General features: G+C 74.9%; 14 protein-coding genes and 1 pseudogene. 6 read left to right on the top strand and 9 right to left on the bottom strand.

Annotated features, from left to right (window positions below; genetic code table 11):
- The first annotated feature begins 14 nt into the window (after nt 1-14).
- Nucleotides 15-344, top strand: a complete 330-nt coding sequence (locus tag ACIBG6_RS23370) for a hypothetical protein (RefSeq protein WP_056652160.1) — start codon at nt 15-17, stop codon at nt 342-344.
- Nucleotides 345-386: 42 nt separating this feature from the next.
- Here ACIBG6_RS23370 and ACIBG6_RS23365 read toward each other — a convergent pair whose 3' ends face one another.
- Together ACIBG6_RS23365 and ACIBG6_RS23360 are read right to left on the bottom strand one after the other, a co-directional pair.
- The gene (locus tag ACIBG6_RS23365) at nt 387-1,385 is read right to left on the bottom strand and encodes a zinc-binding dehydrogenase (protein WP_399224463.1); all 999 of its coding nucleotides are present in this window, start codon (nt 1,383-1,385) and stop codon (nt 387-389) included.
- 71 nt (nt 1,386-1,456) lie between these two features.
- Nucleotides 1,457-2,620 (bottom strand): NAD(P)-binding protein, encoded by a 1,164-nt coding sequence (locus ACIBG6_RS23360; protein ID WP_399224462.1) that lies wholly within the window; start codon nt 2,618-2,620, stop codon nt 1,457-1,459.
- 111 nt (nt 2,621-2,731) lie between these two features.
- Here ACIBG6_RS23360 and ACIBG6_RS23355 point away from each other — a divergent pair, with 111 nt between their 5' ends.
- A complete protein-coding gene (locus ACIBG6_RS23355; RefSeq protein ID WP_399224461.1) occupies nt 2,732-3,409 on the top strand; it encodes a pentapeptide repeat-containing protein in 678 nt (225 codons plus the stop codon).
- Nucleotides 3,410-3,425: 16 nt separating this feature from the next.
- On the opposite strand, the gene ACIBG6_RS23350 is transcribed toward ACIBG6_RS23355, so the two are convergent.
- The 3 genes from ACIBG6_RS23350 to ACIBG6_RS23340 are packed head-to-tail and all read right to left on the bottom strand — an operon-like array spanning nt 3,426 to nt 5,930.
- Entirely contained in the window at nt 3,426-3,926 is a 501-nt protein-coding gene (locus tag ACIBG6_RS23350) for a hypothetical protein (protein ID WP_399224460.1), read from the bottom strand.
- 13 nt (nt 3,927-3,939) lie between these two features.
- On the bottom strand, nt 3,940-4,653 hold the full coding sequence (locus tag ACIBG6_RS23345) for a response regulator (RefSeq protein ID WP_399224459.1): 714 nt from the start codon (nt 4,651-4,653) through the stop codon (nt 3,940-3,942).
- Nucleotides 4,650-5,930 (bottom strand): sensor histidine kinase, encoded by a 1,281-nt coding sequence (locus tag ACIBG6_RS23340; protein WP_399224458.1) that lies wholly within the window; start codon nt 5,928-5,930, stop codon nt 4,650-4,652. Before ACIBG6_RS23340 ends, ACIBG6_RS23345 begins: the two co-directional genes overlap by 4 nt.
- Nucleotides 5,931-6,443: 513 nt before the next feature.
- On the opposite strand from ACIBG6_RS23340, the pseudogene ACIBG6_RS23335 reads away from it, so the two are divergent.
- Nucleotides 6,444-7,349 (top strand): annotated as a pseudogene (locus tag ACIBG6_RS23335) (ATP-binding cassette domain-containing protein); the annotation flags it as partial.
- On the top strand, nt 7,346-8,152 hold the full coding sequence (locus ACIBG6_RS23330; protein WP_399224457.1) for an ABC transporter permease: 807 nt from the start codon (nt 7,346-7,348) through the stop codon (nt 8,150-8,152). The pseudogene ACIBG6_RS23335 and the gene ACIBG6_RS23330, both read left to right, overlap by 4 nt.
- Nucleotides 8,153-8,214: 62 nt before the next feature.
- On the opposite strand, the gene ACIBG6_RS23325 is transcribed toward ACIBG6_RS23330, so the two are convergent.
- From ACIBG6_RS23325 to ACIBG6_RS23315, 3 genes are all read right to left on the bottom strand, one after another.
- The gene (locus tag ACIBG6_RS23325) at nt 8,215-9,420 is read right to left on the bottom strand and encodes an FAD-dependent monooxygenase (protein WP_399224456.1); all 1,206 of its coding nucleotides are present in this window, start codon (nt 9,418-9,420) and stop codon (nt 8,215-8,217) included.
- 134 nt (nt 9,421-9,554) lie between these two features.
- Nucleotides 9,555-10,175, bottom strand: a complete 621-nt coding sequence (locus ACIBG6_RS23320; protein WP_317597815.1) for a response regulator transcription factor — start codon at nt 10,173-10,175, stop codon at nt 9,555-9,557.
- Nucleotides 10,176-10,245: 70 nt separating this feature from the next.
- The gene (locus tag ACIBG6_RS23315) at nt 10,246-11,427 is read right to left on the bottom strand and encodes a sensor histidine kinase (protein ID WP_399224455.1); all 1,182 of its coding nucleotides are present in this window, start codon (nt 11,425-11,427) and stop codon (nt 10,246-10,248) included.
- Nucleotides 11,428-11,686: 259 nt separating this feature from the next.
- On the opposite strand from ACIBG6_RS23315, the gene ACIBG6_RS23310 reads away from it, so the two are divergent.
- Together ACIBG6_RS23310 and ACIBG6_RS23305 are read left to right on the top strand one after the other, a co-directional pair.
- Nucleotides 11,687-12,226, top strand: coding sequence for a heme-binding protein (locus ACIBG6_RS23310; RefSeq protein WP_399224532.1), 540 nt, complete (start codon nt 11,687-11,689; stop codon nt 12,224-12,226).
- A gap of 142 nt (nt 12,227-12,368) precedes the next feature.
- Complete coding sequence (locus ACIBG6_RS23305; protein WP_399224531.1) at nt 12,369-13,826, top strand: M1 family metallopeptidase; 1,458 nt, start codon at nt 12,369-12,371, stop codon at nt 13,824-13,826.
- Nucleotides 13,827-13,858: 32 nt separating this feature from the next.
- On the opposite strand, the gene ACIBG6_RS23300 is transcribed toward ACIBG6_RS23305, so the two are convergent.
- The gene (locus tag ACIBG6_RS23300) at nt 13,859-15,427 is read right to left on the bottom strand and encodes a sensor histidine kinase (RefSeq protein WP_399224454.1); all 1,569 of its coding nucleotides are present in this window, start codon (nt 15,425-15,427) and stop codon (nt 13,859-13,861) included.
- Nucleotides 15,428-15,432 lie beyond the last annotated feature (5 nt).

Genomic DNA, 15,432 nt, shown 5'->3' with positions numbered 1-15,432 from the left:
TGTAGGAAGGGTGCATGGATATCGAGCAGCGGTTTCAGCGGATCACCGACTTCATCGAGGCGCGCCTGACGCCCCTCTTCGACCCCGCGAACGGGAAGGACCACGGCTTCGGGATGGACGACACGTCCCGGGCCCTGCGCGCCCTGCGCTACACCGTGCAGGCCGCCTCGGCGGTCAAGGGCCTCGTGGAGAAGCGGGAGTCGGCGCCGGAGCTGCGGCCCGTGGTCGACCAGGCCCTTGAGCACAACTGGGACGTGCTGCGCTCCGCCGCCCGGATGTGGGAGGACCACGCCGACTTCCAGAAGGAGTTCAAGGCGCATTCGTGGGACGTCATCGGCGTCTGAGCCGGTGAGCCGGTGAGCCGGTGAGTCGGTGAGCCGCGGGTCCTACGGGATCAGGACCACCTTGCCCGTCGTGCCCCGGGTCTCCAGGGCGCGGTGGGCTCCCGCCGCGTCCGCCAGCGGGAAGCGGTGGACCGCCGGGCGGAGGCTGCCGTCGGTCGCGGCGGCGAGGGCGGCGAGTTCGAGGTTGCGGACGTCGCCGCCCGCCTTCTGGATCATGACGGGGCCGAGGACGGAGTCCGACGTGATGCCCCGCTCCGCGAGTTCCTCCGGCGTGAACGTCAGCGGTTCGCCGTCGTGCAGGCCCGCGCCGGACCAGCCGAACACCACGTGCTGCCCGCCCTTGCCGAGGAGGCCGACGGCGGCGCGGCCGGTGTCGCCGCCGACCGAGTCGAAGACGACGGTCGCGGAGCGCCCGCCGAGGTACGCGCGGACCTTCTCCGGCCAGTCCGGCTCCTTGTAGTCGACGGCGAGGTCGGCGCCGTTCGCCTCGACGAGCGCGACCTTCGCGGGGCCGCCGGCGAGGCCGACGACGGTCGCGCCGGCGTTCTTCGCGTACTGGACGAGCAGGGTGCCGATGCCGCCCGCGGCCGCCGGGACGATCGCGATCGAGTCGGGGCCGAGCTCCGTGAACTGGAGGATGCCCAGGGTCGTGCGGCCGGTGCCGATCATGGCGACGGCCTCGGCCTCGCCGAGGCCCTCGGGCAGGGCGTGCAGGCGGGCGGCGTCGGTGACGGCGAGCTCCGCGTACCCCCCGGGGACCATGCCGAGGTGGGCGACGACCCGTCGGCCGAGCCAGGACGGGTCGGTGCCCTCGCCGAGCGCGTCGACGGTGCCGGCGACCTCGCGGCCGGGGATCGCGGGGAGTTCGGCGGGGGCGGGGAAGGGGCCGGTGTGACCGAGTCGCAGGGCGGTGTCGAGGAGGTGCACGCCGGCGGCCGCGACGCGGATGCGGACCTGGCCGGGGGCCGGTACGGGATCGGTCGTCTCCTCGTAGGTGAGGTTCTCGGCGGGGCCGAAGGCGTGGAGGCGGATGGCGTGCATGACGGTTCCCCTGTCGTCGTCCGGGTGTCTTTCCCGTGGTGCTTTCGCGGTGACAGGGAGAGCCTCCGACCTCAAGCGCGCTTGAGGTCAAGCAGTTCCGTGCGGACGGCCAGCGACACCGCCTCCATCGCGCTCGTGAACGACACCTCCGACAGCACTCCGGGCGCCGCCACTTGGTCGCCCACCAGGTACACGCCGTCGCCCCGGTCGACCGCCGGCCGGTCGCGCCAGGTGGTGCCCGGCCGGTCCACCGCACCCGTACGGCCCTGGGACACGGCCTCCCGCCGCCACACCGTCCGCTCGCGCCAGCCGGGGAAGCCGCGGTCGAGCAGCCGCTCGGCATGGGCGACACCGTCCGCCTTGGACTCGCCGGGACCGATGGGCAGCTGGGCCTGGATCAGCTGCTGTCCGGCGGGGGCGAGCGAGGCGTCCTGCGCCGTGAACCGTTCGATCCAGCCGGGCGCGTCCAGGTCCGAGACGACGAACGGATCGCCCTTCCGGGTCCGCAGCGCCAGGTCGAGCAGGACCGTGCGGCCGCTCTCCCAGGTCAGCGACGGGTCGCCGAGGAGCCGGGCGGCGGCGGGCAGGGCGGTGGCGACGACCACCGGCCCTTCGCCGAGCGGCAGGCTGTCGACGCGGGACGAGGTCTCGATCCGTACGCCCATCTCCCAGGCGCGCGCGACCATCCGTTCGATCAGCTGACCCCAGCCGCCCCGGACGTAGTGCGCCTCGGGCGGCAGGGAGCCGGCCCGGTGCAGGCGCTCCTGGACGAAGCGGGCCGAGAGCGAGCCCGGGTCGTGGTGGAAGAGGGCGACCGCGCTGTAGGCGGCGGCGTCGTGGGCGGTCCGCTCGCCCGCGAGACCGGTGACCCACGTACGGAAGTCCAGGTCGACGGGGGCCTGGCCGGCGCCGCGGAGGGTCTGGCGCAGCAGGCCGAGCGGCGGGGTGCGGCGCAGGGCGCCGTCGCGGTGGAAGCGGAACCGGAGGGCCTCGGCGGGCGGCAGCGGGGCGAGCGGGCCGAGGAGGCCGCGCTGCTCGAGCCACGTCCAGTGGGGGCCGCCGTCGTAGAGGGCGTGCGGGCCTTCGTTGGTGCGGTACGGGCCTTCGGCGGTACGGGCCCGGCCGCCGGGGGTCCGGTGTGCCTCGTGCACGGTCACCTTGGCGCCGGCCTCGGCGGCGGTGATCGCCGCGGTGAGCCCCGCGAAACCGCCGCCGATGATCGTGAGCTTGCGCATGTCCGTCTCCCTCGCCGTGGTCGTTCGGTCTCGTACGGGGGACGGGTGGCGAGGCCGCGTTCGTGACATCGGGGCGGGGGTGTTGTCAGTGGCATGGATCACTATGGGGGGATGGCGACGGCGAGGAAGAAGAAGGCGGGAGCGGTGGCGGGGGCGCGGCGGCCGGAGGTGCGGCTGCCTCCCCTCGTGGCGTACGAGGGCGGGATCGAGGCGGACGGGGACTACGACGGGCTCGAACTGACCGGGCTCGACCTGGCGGGGCAGTCGGGGGCGGGCGCGCGGTTCCTGGACTGCGCGCTGCGGGAGTGCGGGCTCGACGAGGCGCGTCTGACGGGTGCGCGGTTCCTCGACTCGGTGCTGAGCGGCGTACGGGGCGTGGGCACGGACCTGTCCGCGGCGCAGCTGCGGGACGTGGAGCTCGTGGACGCGCGGCTCGGCGGGGTGCAGCTGCACGGGGCGGTTCTGGAGAGAGTCGTGGTGCGGGGCGGGAAGTGCGACTACCTGAACCTGCGGGCGGCGAAGCTGAAGGACGTCGTCTTCGAGGGGTGCGTGCTGAGCGAGCCGGACTTCGGGGGCGCGGTCCTTGAGCGGGTCGAGTTCGTGGACTGCGTCCTGACCGGGGCGGACTTCTCCGGGGCGCGGCTGAAGGACGTCGACCTGCGGGGCGTGCAGCGCCTGGAGATCGCGCGCGGGGTGGAATCGCTGGCGGGCGCGGTGATCTCGACGGCGCAGCTCCTCGACCTGGCGCCGGTGCTCGCGGCGCGGTTGGGGGTGCGGGTGGAGGGGTGAGGGGGCGGGGCCGCTGCTACGTGAGGCGGGGGAAGCGGGCCTGGAGGGACCAGACGGCCGGGTTGTCGCCGAGGCCCTCGTGCATGTCGGTGAGGTCGGCGATCAGGTCGTGCAGGAAGTCGCGGGCCTCGCGGCGCAGTTCGGCGTGGTTGAAGGTGACCGGCGGCTCGTCGCCCGGCATCCAGTCGGCCTCGACGTCGACCCAGCCGAAGCGGCGCTCGAAGAGCATCCGGTCCGAGGACTCGGTGAAGTCGAGCTCCGCGTACTGCGGCTGTGCGGCGCGGCTGCCGCGCGGGTCCTGGTCGAGCTGCTCGACGATGTCGCACAGGGCCCAGGCGAAGTCGAGGACCGGGACCCATCCCCAGGCTGTGGACACCTCGCGGTCGGCCTTGGTGTCGGCGAGGTAGACGTCCCCGCAGAAGAGGTCGTGGCGCAGCGCGTGGACGTCCGCGCGGCGGTAGTCGGTCTGCGGAGGGTCGGGGAAGCGACGGGAGAGGGAGTAGCCGATGTCGAGCACGGGACCGATGGTGTCACGGCACCAGGCCGGCCTCGTACGCGAGGACCACGAGCTGCACCCGGTCGCGTGCGTCCAGCTTGGCGAGGAGCCGGGCGACGTGCGCTTTGGCGGTGGCCGCGCTGATGTGGAGCCGTACCGCGATCTCGCCATTGGACAGGCCGCGGCCGACGAGGACGAGCACCTCCCGCTCCCGCGGCGTCACGCCGGTGAGCGGACGGCACCGGGCGGCGGCGGGCGCCGGGCCCGGTTCGGGGCGGGCCGCCGGTTCGGGGCGGGCCGCGAACTCCTCGATCAGGCGGCGCGTGACGGCCGGCGCGATCAGGGCGTCCCCGGCGGCGACCACGCGGATCGCCGCGAGGATGTCGTCCAGGGCCATGTCCTTGACCAGGAAGCCGCTCGCGCCGGAGCGGAGCGCGCCGTACACGTACTCGTCGTCGTCGAAGGTCGTGAGGACGAGGACGCGGGGCGCGCCGGGTCCCGCGGTGACGAGCCGGGTGGCCTCGATGCCGTCCATGCCGGGCATCCGGACGTCCATCACGACCACGTCGGGCCGGAGGTCGCCGGCCAGCCGGACCGCGTCGGTGCCGGTGCCGGCCTCGCCGACGACCGCGAGGTCGGGGCTGTCGGCCATCAGGACGCGCAGGCCGGCCCGGACCAGGGGCTGGTCGTCGACGAGAAGGACACGGATCGGCGGGATCGGCGCGGTCGGCGGGGTCGGCGCGGTCATGGCGTGCGGGGGCCTTCCTGGGGAAGCGGCAGGGGCAGTGCGGCGGTCACGTGGAAGCCGCCTCCCGGGCGGGGGCCCGCGGAGAAGCGGCCGCCGAGGAGCGCGGCTCGCTCGCGCATGCCGACGATGCCGTATCCGTGCCGGTGTCCGTGCTCGGTACCGGCCCCTGTGTAGGCGCCTGTGTCGAGGGCGGTGTTCTTCGACGGGCCGTCGTCGGTGATCTCGACGAGCAGGGTGTCCTCGCTCCGGTCCACGGTCACCCGGCAGGCGGCCGTCGACGCGTGGCGTACGACGTTCGTCAGCGACTCCTGCACGATCCGGTACGCGGCGAGGTCGACCTCCGGCGGCAACGGCAGGCCGGGGGCGCCGAGCCGCCGCACCTCGACCCGTACGCCCGCGTCGGCCGTGGACGCGACGAGCCGGTCCAGATCGGCGAGGCCCGGCGCGGGTTCCAGCGGTGCGGGGGCGGGGGAGGACGGGTGCGCAGGGGTGCGCCCGGGGGCGGGAGTGTCCTTCGTGGAGGCCCTGAGCGCGCCCAGGGTGCGGCGCAGACCGGCGAGGGTCTCGCGGCTGGTGGTCTCGATGGTGGCGAGCGCGTTGCGGGCCTCGGCGGGCTGGGTGTCGATGACCCGGCGGCCGACGCCCGCCTGGATGGCGATGACGCCGATGCTGTGCGCGACGACGTCGTGCAGCTCGCGGGCGATCCGCAGCCGCTCGGCGGTGACGGCCTCCGCCTCCGACCGCGCCCGCAGCTCGGTCGCGTGCGCGCGCCGCTCGCGTACCGAACGGCCGAGCAGCCCGGCGGTGAGGAGCGCGAGAGCGAGGGCCAGGGCCGTGGTGACGAAGACGTTCCGGCCGGAGGTCGTGTACGTCGCCGCTCCGAGCTGCACGGCGAGCGTCGTCAGGGCGGCGGGCACCGCGATGCGGAGCGGGCGCCGGGCGGTCAGCCACCCGACGCAGGCGTCGGCGGCGAGGACGGGGAGGTACAGCAGCTCGGGGGCCGGCCAGGTGGTCGCCGCCGCGAACAGTCCGACGAGGAGCAGCCCGAGCGCCGCCTCCGGCCTGCGCCGCGCCAGGGGCAGGAGCATGCCGATGCCGACGGTGGTGAGGAAGAGACGGAGCTCCGTCGAGCGGAACGGCCCGGCCTGCACGCCGAAGAAGAGGACGAAGGGGTGGGCGGCGGCCACACACCACGCCAGGACCGCCGACACGCGCCCGGCCGATGAGGCGGCGGGAGGAGGGGCGGCGGTCGTGGTGGCGGCGGCGGTGGCGGACATGCGCCGATCGTAGGCAGGGGGAGGGGGATCGGGCATCGGCCTCGGGGCGTACGCCCCCGGGCCACCCCACCGGCCCGTTCGTGGCCGGCGGGCCGATGCCGGCGGGGGTGCCGTCCCGGCACCGTGGGTCGGGTGATCGAAGTCCGAGAACTGACCAAACGTTACGGCCACGACCGCCGCCGAAGCGGCCCGTCCGGTCCGGTGGGCGCCGCCTTCGGCCCTGTGACCCGCCTGCTCGCCCGCCGCGCGGGCGGCGGGGACGACGGCCCGGCCTCCGGCGGGGCTGACTCGGCCTCCGCCGGGGGCAGCCCCGGCTCCGGCCGCGAGGGTCCGGGCTCCGGCCTCGACGGTCCTGCCTCCGGCCGCGAGGGTCTGGGCTCCGGCCTTGGCGGTCCTGCCTCCGGCCGCGAGGGTCTGGGCTCCGGCCTTGGCGGTCCTGCCTCCGGCCGCGAGGGTCCGGGCTCCGGCCTCGGCGGTCCGGGCTCCGCCCGGGACCGTCGCGGGCCCGCCGCAGGCGGCCGGGTCGCCGTCGACCGCCTCAGTTTCCGGGTGCGGCCTGGGCGGGTGACCGGGTTTCTCGGGCCCAACGGGGCCGGGAAGTCCACGACCCTGCGGCTGATCCTGGGGCTGAACGAGCCCACCTCCGGGACCGCCACCGTCGACGGGCGGCGGTTCCGGGACCTGCCGCGGGGGCTGCGGCACGTCGGGGCGCTGCTGGACGCGCACGACGTGCACGGCGGTCGGACCGCCGACGCGCACCTGGCCGCCCTCGCCCGCACCAACGGCATCCCGCGCCGCCGGGTCGGCGAGGTCCTCGACGAGGTGGGGCTCGCCGACGCCGCCCGGCGCCGGATCGGCGGCTACTCCCTCGGCATGCGGCAGCGGCTCGGGATCGCCGCCGCCCTGCTCGGCGACCCGCCGGTCCTGCTCTTCGACGAGCCGGTCAACGGCCTCGACCCGGAGGGCGTGCTGTGGGCGCGCGGCCTGTTCCGGCGGCTCGCCGCCGAGGGGCGCACGGTGTTCGTCTCCAGCCATCTGATGAGCGAGATGGAGCACACCGCCGACGACCTCGTGGTCATCGGCCGCGGCACGCTGATCGCCGCGGAGAGCCTGGCGGAGTTCGCCGCGCGCGGCTCCGGCGGCGGGGTGACCGTACGGACCGCCGACCCGGCCGCGGCACCGGGCCTCGCCGCCGCCCTGGCCCGCGAGGGGGCGACCGTACGGCCCCCGGACGGGGCGGGTGGGGCGGGTGGGGCGTTCACCGTGACCGGGATGGGCGCGGACCGGATCGGCGCGCTCGCCTTCCGGGACGGCGCCGCGCTCGCCGAACTGGCCGTCCGCGCCTCCTCCCTGGAGGACGCGTTCATGGAACTCACCGCCGACAGCGTCGAGTTCCAGAAGAAAGGAAAGAACCGATGAGCGGCGCCCGCTTCCGTGATCTGCTCGCCGCCGAGTGGATGAAGCTGTGGTCCCTGCGCTCCACCCCCTGGGCCTTCGGCGTCGGCGCGTTCGCCGTGCTCGCCGTCAACCTCAACGCGACCTTCGCCGACTACCGCAACTACCCTCACTACGCGCAGGGCATCCGCGACCTGTTCGTGCCCATCTGGGCGATGCGGGACGCCTTCACGCTCGGCGGGGCCATGGTGTACATGCTCGCGGCCGGCTCCATCGGCGCGCTCGTGATCGTCGGCGAGTACGGCACCGGCCAGATCCGTACGACCTTCGCGGCCGTACCCGACCGGCGGGCCGTGACGGCCGCGAAGACGCTGGTCCTCACGGGCGTCATGCTCGTGTACGGGATCCTCGTCGCCGCCGTCTCCTTCGCCGCCACGCAGGCCGTGCTCTCCGGCCGGGACGCCGGCATGTCGATCGACTACCCGGGCGCGCCGGCCGCCGTCGCCGCGTCCGCCCTGCTCGCCCCGGTGTGCGCGCTCGTCGGCTTCGGACTCGGGGCGCTCCTGCGGCACACGGCGACCACCATCGTCACCGTCACCGGTGTCCTGCTCCTACTGCCCGCGCTCGTCGACGACCGGAGCCGCTGGTCGGCGACGTTCCTGCACGCCCTGCCGCAGGGCGCGTGGCGGCGGCTCACGCAGGTGGGCGACTCGCCGGTGCCGGTGGAGTACCCGTGGACGGCGGGCGGGGCGTGGACCGTGTACGCGGCCTGGTCGCTCGGCGCGGCCGCGGTGGCCCTGATCGCGGTCAACCGCCGGGACGTGTGACGCGCGACCGGGCGGGCCGCGACCGGGCGGGCCGCGACCAGGCCGGCCGCGACCAGGCACGCTCAGCGGCGGCCGTGCACCGCGCGCGCCACCCGCGGGCCCAGCCAGCGCTTGAGGCGGCGCAGGGCCTCCAGTCGTCCGGCGGCCCGGTCGATCCGGTAGTACAGCTGCGGCGGGATGTGCGGGAGCAGCGGCGAGTGGCGCTGGCCCAGGAGCGCGAACATCTGCGCCGGCTCCAGCCGCATGTAGCGAGGCAGGTTCTCGTACCACTGGGCGCTGTACCGGGCCGCGCTCTGGGCCGAGACGAGCTCGGCGCGGCGCCGCTTCCCGTACGTGGTGAGGGCCGTGTCCAGGTCGGCGTGCGCGCGCAGGGCGTCCGCGAGGGCGAGCGCGTCCTCCAGGGCCAGGGTGGTGCCCGCGCCGATCGAGTAGTGCGTGGTGTGGGCGGCGTCGCCGAGGAGGACCAGATTGCCGCGGTGCCATACCCGGTTGGTGAGGGTGCGGAAGGTGAGCCACTGGGCGGCGTCGTCGGCCCGCTCCCGCCCGATCAGCTCGTGGCCGTCGAGGAGGTCGTGGAAGAGCTTCTCCAGGAGCCGCAGGGTGTCGGTCTCGCCGCTCGTGTCGAGGCCGAGGCCCGTCCACGTCTCGCGGGAGCACTCGACGACGCAGGTGGAGCGCTCGCCGCTGAATCCGTAGGCGTAGCACCAGATCCAGCCGTGCTCGGTCTCCTTGAAGGCGAAGCTGAACGAGTCGAAGACCTTGGTGGTGCCGAGCCAGATGTACTGGTTGCGGCCGGCGGTGACCTCGCTGCCGAAGTGGTCCGCGTGCGCCTCGCGCAGCACGCTGTTGACGCCGTCGGCGGCGACGACCAGGTCCGCGTCGGCGAGTTCGGGCGCGTCCCGCCCCGTCACGTCGTGCTCGAAGGCGACCCGTACGCCGAGCTCCTCGGCCCGGTCGGCGAGGAGCGCGAGCATCCGCCGCCGCCCGATGCCGAAGCCGGCGTCGCCGCGGTGGACGGTCCGCTCGTCGCGGACGATCGCGACGCCGTCGGTCCAGGTGACGGAGGCCTCGGCGACGGCCGCGGCGGACTCGGGGTCGCCCGCGCGCAGCTTGTCGAGGAGCCCGGCCCAGTAGGTGACGCCCCAGCCGTACGTGGAGCCCGCGGGGTTCCGTTCGTACACGGCGATGTCGTGGGACGGGTCCTGCCGCTTCAGCAGGATCGAGAGGTAGAGGCCGGCGGGGCCGCCGCCGACGATGGCGAGCTTCACGTGCGCTCCCACGGAGACTGAGATCGAGACTGAGACGGGACGGAGAGATGACACCGTGCGTTCGGACAGCAACGCACGGTAGCAGTGAGTCTGTGTCTCGGAGGCGGGAAGCGCTACGCGGGCGGGAAGCGTCGCTACGGCAGCAGGCGGCGTTCCTTCGCGACCGCCACGGCGCCCGCGCGCGTGTCGACGCCGAGCTTCGCGTAGATCCGGCCGAGGTGCGTCTTCACCGTCGCCTCGCTGATGAACAGCGCCCGCGCGATCTCGCGGTTCCCGAGGCCGCGGCCGAGCTGGCCGAGGATGTCCCGCTCCCGGTCGGTGAGGCTCGGGCCCGCCGCGCCCCGCATCCGGTCCATGACCCGGCTCGCGACCGGCGGCGACAGGGCGGTGCGGCCCTGCGCGGCGGAGTGGATGGCGGCGAAGAGCTCCTCGGGCCGTTCGGCCTTCAGGAGGTAGCCGGTGGCGCCCGCCTCGATGGCCCGGGTGATGTCGGCGTCGGTGTCGTACGTGGTGAGGACGAGGACGTGGACGCCGGTGGGCGCGATGAGGCGGGTCGCCTCCACGCCGTCGATGCCCGGGCCGAGCTGGAGGTCCATGAGGACGACGTCGGGCTTCAGCTTGGCCGCCATGGCGACGGCCTCCTCGCCGCTGCCGGCCTCGCCGACGACCTCGATGTCGGGGGTGCTGCCGAGGAGGGCGAGCAGCCCGGCGCGGACGACGACGTGGTCGTCGCAGAGGAGGATCCGTACGGACATCACGACTCCTGGAACGAGAGATGAGGGGGTCGAGCGGTCAAGGGGGTCGAGCGGTCGAGCGGTCAAGGGGTCAGGGGGTCAGAGGGATCGCGGCCGAGAGCACCGTGCCCTCGCCCGGGGTGGACTCGACCGTCAGCGTGCCCCCCAGCTGCTGGGCCCGCACCCGCATCGCCGGCAGCCCGTGGCCCCGGTCGCCGCGCTCGCCTCGCTCGCCCGCGTCGCGCGCGAGCGCCGGGTCGAAGCCGTGGCCGTCGTCGGCGATGTCCAGGACCACCTGGTCGTCGAGGTACGTGAGGGTCAGGGCGGCGGACTCGGCGCCCGCGTGCTCGCGGATGTTGGCGAGGGCGCCCTGCGCGATCCGCAGGAGCGCCGACTGCGTCCGGTCGGGCAGCGGCACCGCGGTCCCGTCCACCCGGAACTCCGCCGACTCGCGGGCCGCCAGACCGCGCAGGGCCTCTTCGAGGCCGCCGCCCTCGGCGAGGTCGGCGGGGGCGAGGTCGTGGACGAAGCGTCGGGCCTCGGCGAGGTTGCGCTCGGCGATGGACTCGGCCGTACGGACATGGCGCCGGGCGGTGCCGGGGTCGCTGTCCCAGGTGCGGTCCGCCGCCTGGAGCAGCATCTGCTGGCTGGACAGGCCCTGCGCGAGGGTGTCGTGGATCTCCATGGAGAGCCGCTGGCGCTCGGCGAGGGTGCCCTCGCGGCGCTCGATCGCGGCCAGTTCGCGCCGGGTGCGGATCAGGTCGTGGATGAGCGCGCGCTGCCGTGCGGCCTGCCGGTCGGAGTACACGAACACCCCGGTGGCGATGGCGGCGACGGCCGGCGGCGCGACGATCAGGTTCGGGTCCCAGCCGCCGTGGGCGAGCTGCACCTGCGCGAAGACGACGAAGGCCGTCAGCAGGACGACGAGGCCGAGCGCGGCGCGCGGCGGGAGGGTGCGCAGGCCCGTGTAGAAGAGCGGGACCGCGCACCAGGCGAAGCTGGGCGCGAGGACGACGAGGACGATCCAGACGGCGACGACCGTGCCCAGCCAGGCGATCCGGCGCGGGGCGGCGCGGGTGCCGAGGACGGGACCGAGGAGGTAGAGCGAGGCGAGGGCGCCGGAGAGGGCGACGATCCAGGGGCTGCGGTCCTCCCAGGGATGGCGCAGCAGGAAGCGGGCGAGGGAGGCGCCGAGGAGGAGGAAGAACGCGATGTGCATGACGCGTGCGAGCCAGGGGGCGTCCGGGTCCTGCTCGGTGGGCGGCTGTGTCATCCGCCTGCCTGCCGGCTGTGTCACCTGCCTGCCTTCCCTTCTCTCCGAACTGCATCCCTGACCTGGGGATATCTGTCTATCGTGGCCCGGAGGGACCAGACCGGCATCAGCCGATCGGCTGACCCGGACGTCCTCCAGTGTGCGTGAGGAGGGCAGCCGGACCGTGGACCGAAAGGCCTCGGTTCCGGCCACAGGATGGATGGCAGAGCGAACGAACGAACCGCCCTCCTCGCCTCCTCCTCACCTCACGGAGTTCCTGATGAAGAAGATCCTCTTCGGTGCCACCGCTGCCGCTGTCGTCGCCGCCGGCACCTTCGGCGCGGTCTCCGCGAACGCCTCCGCCCCGGCCGCCGCCCCCGCCGCCGTCGTCCAGGCCGACGCCGGCAACGACAACCTCCAGCAGTCGACGCACCTGACGATCGAGGCCGCGACGAAGGCCGCCCAGGCCACGCTGGACGCCGCCGAGAAGGAGAACCAGCGCGTCTCCGTCGCCGTCGTCGACCGCAACGGCAACACCATCGTGACCCTCCGCGGCGACGGCGCCGGCCCGCAGTCCTACGAGTCCGCCGAGCTCAAGGCCTTCACCGCCGTCTCGTGGAACGCCCCGACCTCCGTCCTCGCCGGCCGCCTCGCCCAGGCGCCGAACCTGAAGGACATCCCCGGCACCCTCTTCCTCGCGGGCGGCGCCCCGGTCACCGCCAAGGGCGCGCCCATCGCGGGCATCGGCGTCGCGGGCGCCCCGTCCGGCGACCTGGACGAGAAGTTCGCCCAGGCGGGCGTGGCCGCGCTCGCCAACTGAGCCCTCGCTCGGCAGTAGCCCCCCAGCCGGTGGTGGCGCCCGGATCCCCCGCCGGGCGCCACCAACGTTTCCGTACGGTGTCGGTCGTATCCGTCCTGCTTAGGATCGGTACGTGTACGTGTACGTGTACGAGGACGAGTACGTGACCCGGCGACGCACCCGGACCGGGGCTCGGACCGGCCCCCGGACCGGGGCCGCCGCGGCCCTCCTCGCCCTCGCGCTCCTCGCGGGCGGCTGCACGGAGGTCGGCGGCGGGGTCCGGGGCCTTCCCGGCGCGGCCGGACTGCGCGACCCGTACTTCCCGAAGCTCGGCAACGGCGGCTACGACGTGCGGCACTACGCCCTGTCCCTCGCCTACGACCCCGGCACCGGGCGCCTCGACGGCACCGCCGAGATCACCGCCCGCGCGACCCAGGACCTCAGCGCGTTCAACCTCGACCTGGCCGGTCTCACGGTGGCCGGGGCGACCGTCGACGGCGCCCCCGCCGCGCACAACAGGGCGGGCGACGAGCTGACGCTCCGCCCGCGCGAGGACATCCGCGACGGGGCGGAGTTCAAGGCCACCGTCACCTATACGGGCGTGCCGGAGCCGATCACCGACGCGGACGGCTCCGAGGAGGGCTGGCTGCGCACCGACGACGGGGCGGTCGCGGTCGGCGAACCGGAGGGCTCCATGACCTGGTTCCCCGGCAACCACCACCCGGCCGACAAGGCCGCGTACGACATCACGCTCACCGTCCCGGCCGGGCTCGAAGCGCTCTCCAACGGCGTCAGGACCGACCGGCGGACGGAGCGGGACGGCCGCGTCACCACGGTGTGGCACTCGGCCGAGCCGATGGCGAGCTATCTGGCGACGGTCGCGATCGGCCGCTACGAGACGGCGACGGAGACGGCCAGGGCGCCCGGGCCGACGACCGGATCCGACGCCGGTCCCGCTTCCCTCCCCGTGCTGACCGCCGCCGACCCGTCGGTCGCGGCGGGCAGCGCGGCGCTGCGCGGCGAGATCCCCGAGATCCTCGCCCGGCAGACCGAGCGCTTCGGCCCGTACCCCTTCTCGGCCGCCGGGGCGATCGTCACCGAGGACGGGACCCTCGGCTACGCCCTGGAGACCCAGACCCGGCCCGTCTTCCCCGCGGCCTCCTTCGACCGGACGACCCTCGTCCACGAGCTGGCCCACCAGTGGTTCGGGAACTCGGTGACCCCCGCCACCTGGCGGGACCTGTGGCTGAACGAGGGCTTCGCCACGTACGCCGAGTGGCTGTACGCGGAGGAGTACGAGGGCGTTCCGGCGCGGACGCACTTCGCGCGGGCCTTCGCCCAGGACGCCAACTGGGCCTTCCCGCCGGCCACCCCGCCGTCCGCCGAGAACCTCTTCGACCCGCCCGTCTACCAGCGTGGCGCGATGGTCCTCCACAAGCTGCGCGAGACGGTCGGGGACGCGGCCTTCGACGAGATCCTGCGCGGCTGGCCCGCGAAGTACCGGCACGCCAACGCCTCCACGGACGACTTCACGGCCTACGCGGAGAGCGTGGCGGGGAAGGACCTCGACGGGCTGTGGGACGTCTGGCTGTACGGCGAGGGCAAGCCGGCCGCGCCGTAGGGCCTGTCCGCGGCCGTGTCCGGTGGGCGGCCTCACCCGGCGGGCAGCGTGTCCTTGGTGACGAGGCGGGGGCCCGACCAGCACAGCCGGTAGAGGTCGACCTCCTCCAGGAGGTTGCCGTTCGAGCGGTAGAAGGCGCAGGTGGTTCCCGGGGGCCGGGGCGCCGACCGGGCGTCGTCCGGCGGGTACGGGAAGGGCTTGGACGGCAGGAGCGGGGCCAGCTCGGCGTGGGTCCGGCCGACGTGGAGCTGCTCGTACGCGGACGGCGACAGCACTCCCGCGCTCAGCTGGTACGCGAAGTAGCCCGCCGCCGGTACGAAGACGAGCGCCGCTCCCGCCGGGATCGCGAAGGCCGTCGCGAGGCGCAGCCGGGCACTGCGCCGCACCTGGGCCAGTCGGCGCGCCGACTCGGGCGCGGTGCCGGTGCTGTCGTCGGGGCGCGGCGGGGGCGTCGCGCGGTGCGGGAGGGTCGCGCTGACCTGGAAGCCGCCTTCCTCGTACGGGCCGGTGTGCAGGGTGCCGCCGAGGACGGTGACGCGCTCGCGCAGCCCCGCGAGCCCGTGGCCGCCCGCCTGTTCGCCGGGGACCCGGCCCGGCAGCGGTCCCGCGTCGACGATCCGGACGTGGGTGCGGTCACGGTCGGCGTCGTGGGCGATGCTCACGCGGACGGGACTGCCCGGCGCGTGCTTGGTGGCGTTGGTGAGCGCCTCCTGCACCACCCGGTACACCCCGCGCTCGATCAGCGGGGACAGCGTGGGCGCCGGGCCCTCGCGTTCCCACCGCACGGGGACGCCGGAGGCGACCGCCCGGCCGAGGAGCTCCTCGACGGTGTCGGTGGCCGGCCGGAGCGGGTCGGCCTGCGGCTTCTCGCGCAGGACCGTGACCGTCTCCCGCAGCTGGTCGACGGCGTCCGCGATCGTCGCGCGCAGCTCGGCGAGGTCCTCCCGGTCCCGCTCGGCGAGCGTCGGGGAGAGTTCCAGCGCCCCGGCGCGCAGCGCGACCAGGCTCAGGACGTGCCCGAGGGAGTCGTGCATGTCGGCGGCGATGTCGGCGCGTTCCGTCAGCCGCGCCCGCTCGGCGACGAACCGTTGCCGCTCCTCCAGGCTCCGCGCCAGCTGCCACCCGCCGCGCACCAGCTCCGTACGGCCGCGCCAGTAGCGGCCCGCGAGCCACGGCAGGAGGAGCGCGGCGGGCAGCACCGTCAGGGCGTAGAACCACCACACCGGGCCCACCCGCAGGACGGCGCAGCCCGCGAGGCAGCCCGCCAGGGCCGCCGCGAGCACGAGCAGCGGCGTGCGGGTCGTCGCCGTCCGCAGGCCGAGGAGGCAGCTCAGTACCGCCAGGATCAGGACGGAGACGTGCGCGGGGCTCGTCGTGTCCGCGAGCCCCACCGCGCACGGGACGCCGGCCAGCAGGACCGCGGCCTCCGGCCGGTGCCGGGACAGGGGGAGCGCGACCGCCGCGACCGCGAGCGGCAGCACCAGGCCCAGGGCGACCGAGGGCGTCGGGTCGTCCCGGAGCCACAGGACGGCGGCGCCGCAGAGCACGGCCCACAGGGCCAGGTCGGCGAGCGCGCGCCGCACGGGAGGGGCTGTCTTCATCCGTC

It is taken from the genome of Streptomyces sp. NPDC050842 (assembly GCF_044456565.1).
In the GTDB taxonomy this organism is placed as follows: domain Bacteria; phylum Actinomycetota; class Actinomycetes; order Streptomycetales; family Streptomycetaceae; genus Streptomyces.
Note: the sequence above shows the minus strand (reverse complement) of the source record. Positions and strands in the feature narration are given on the sequence as shown.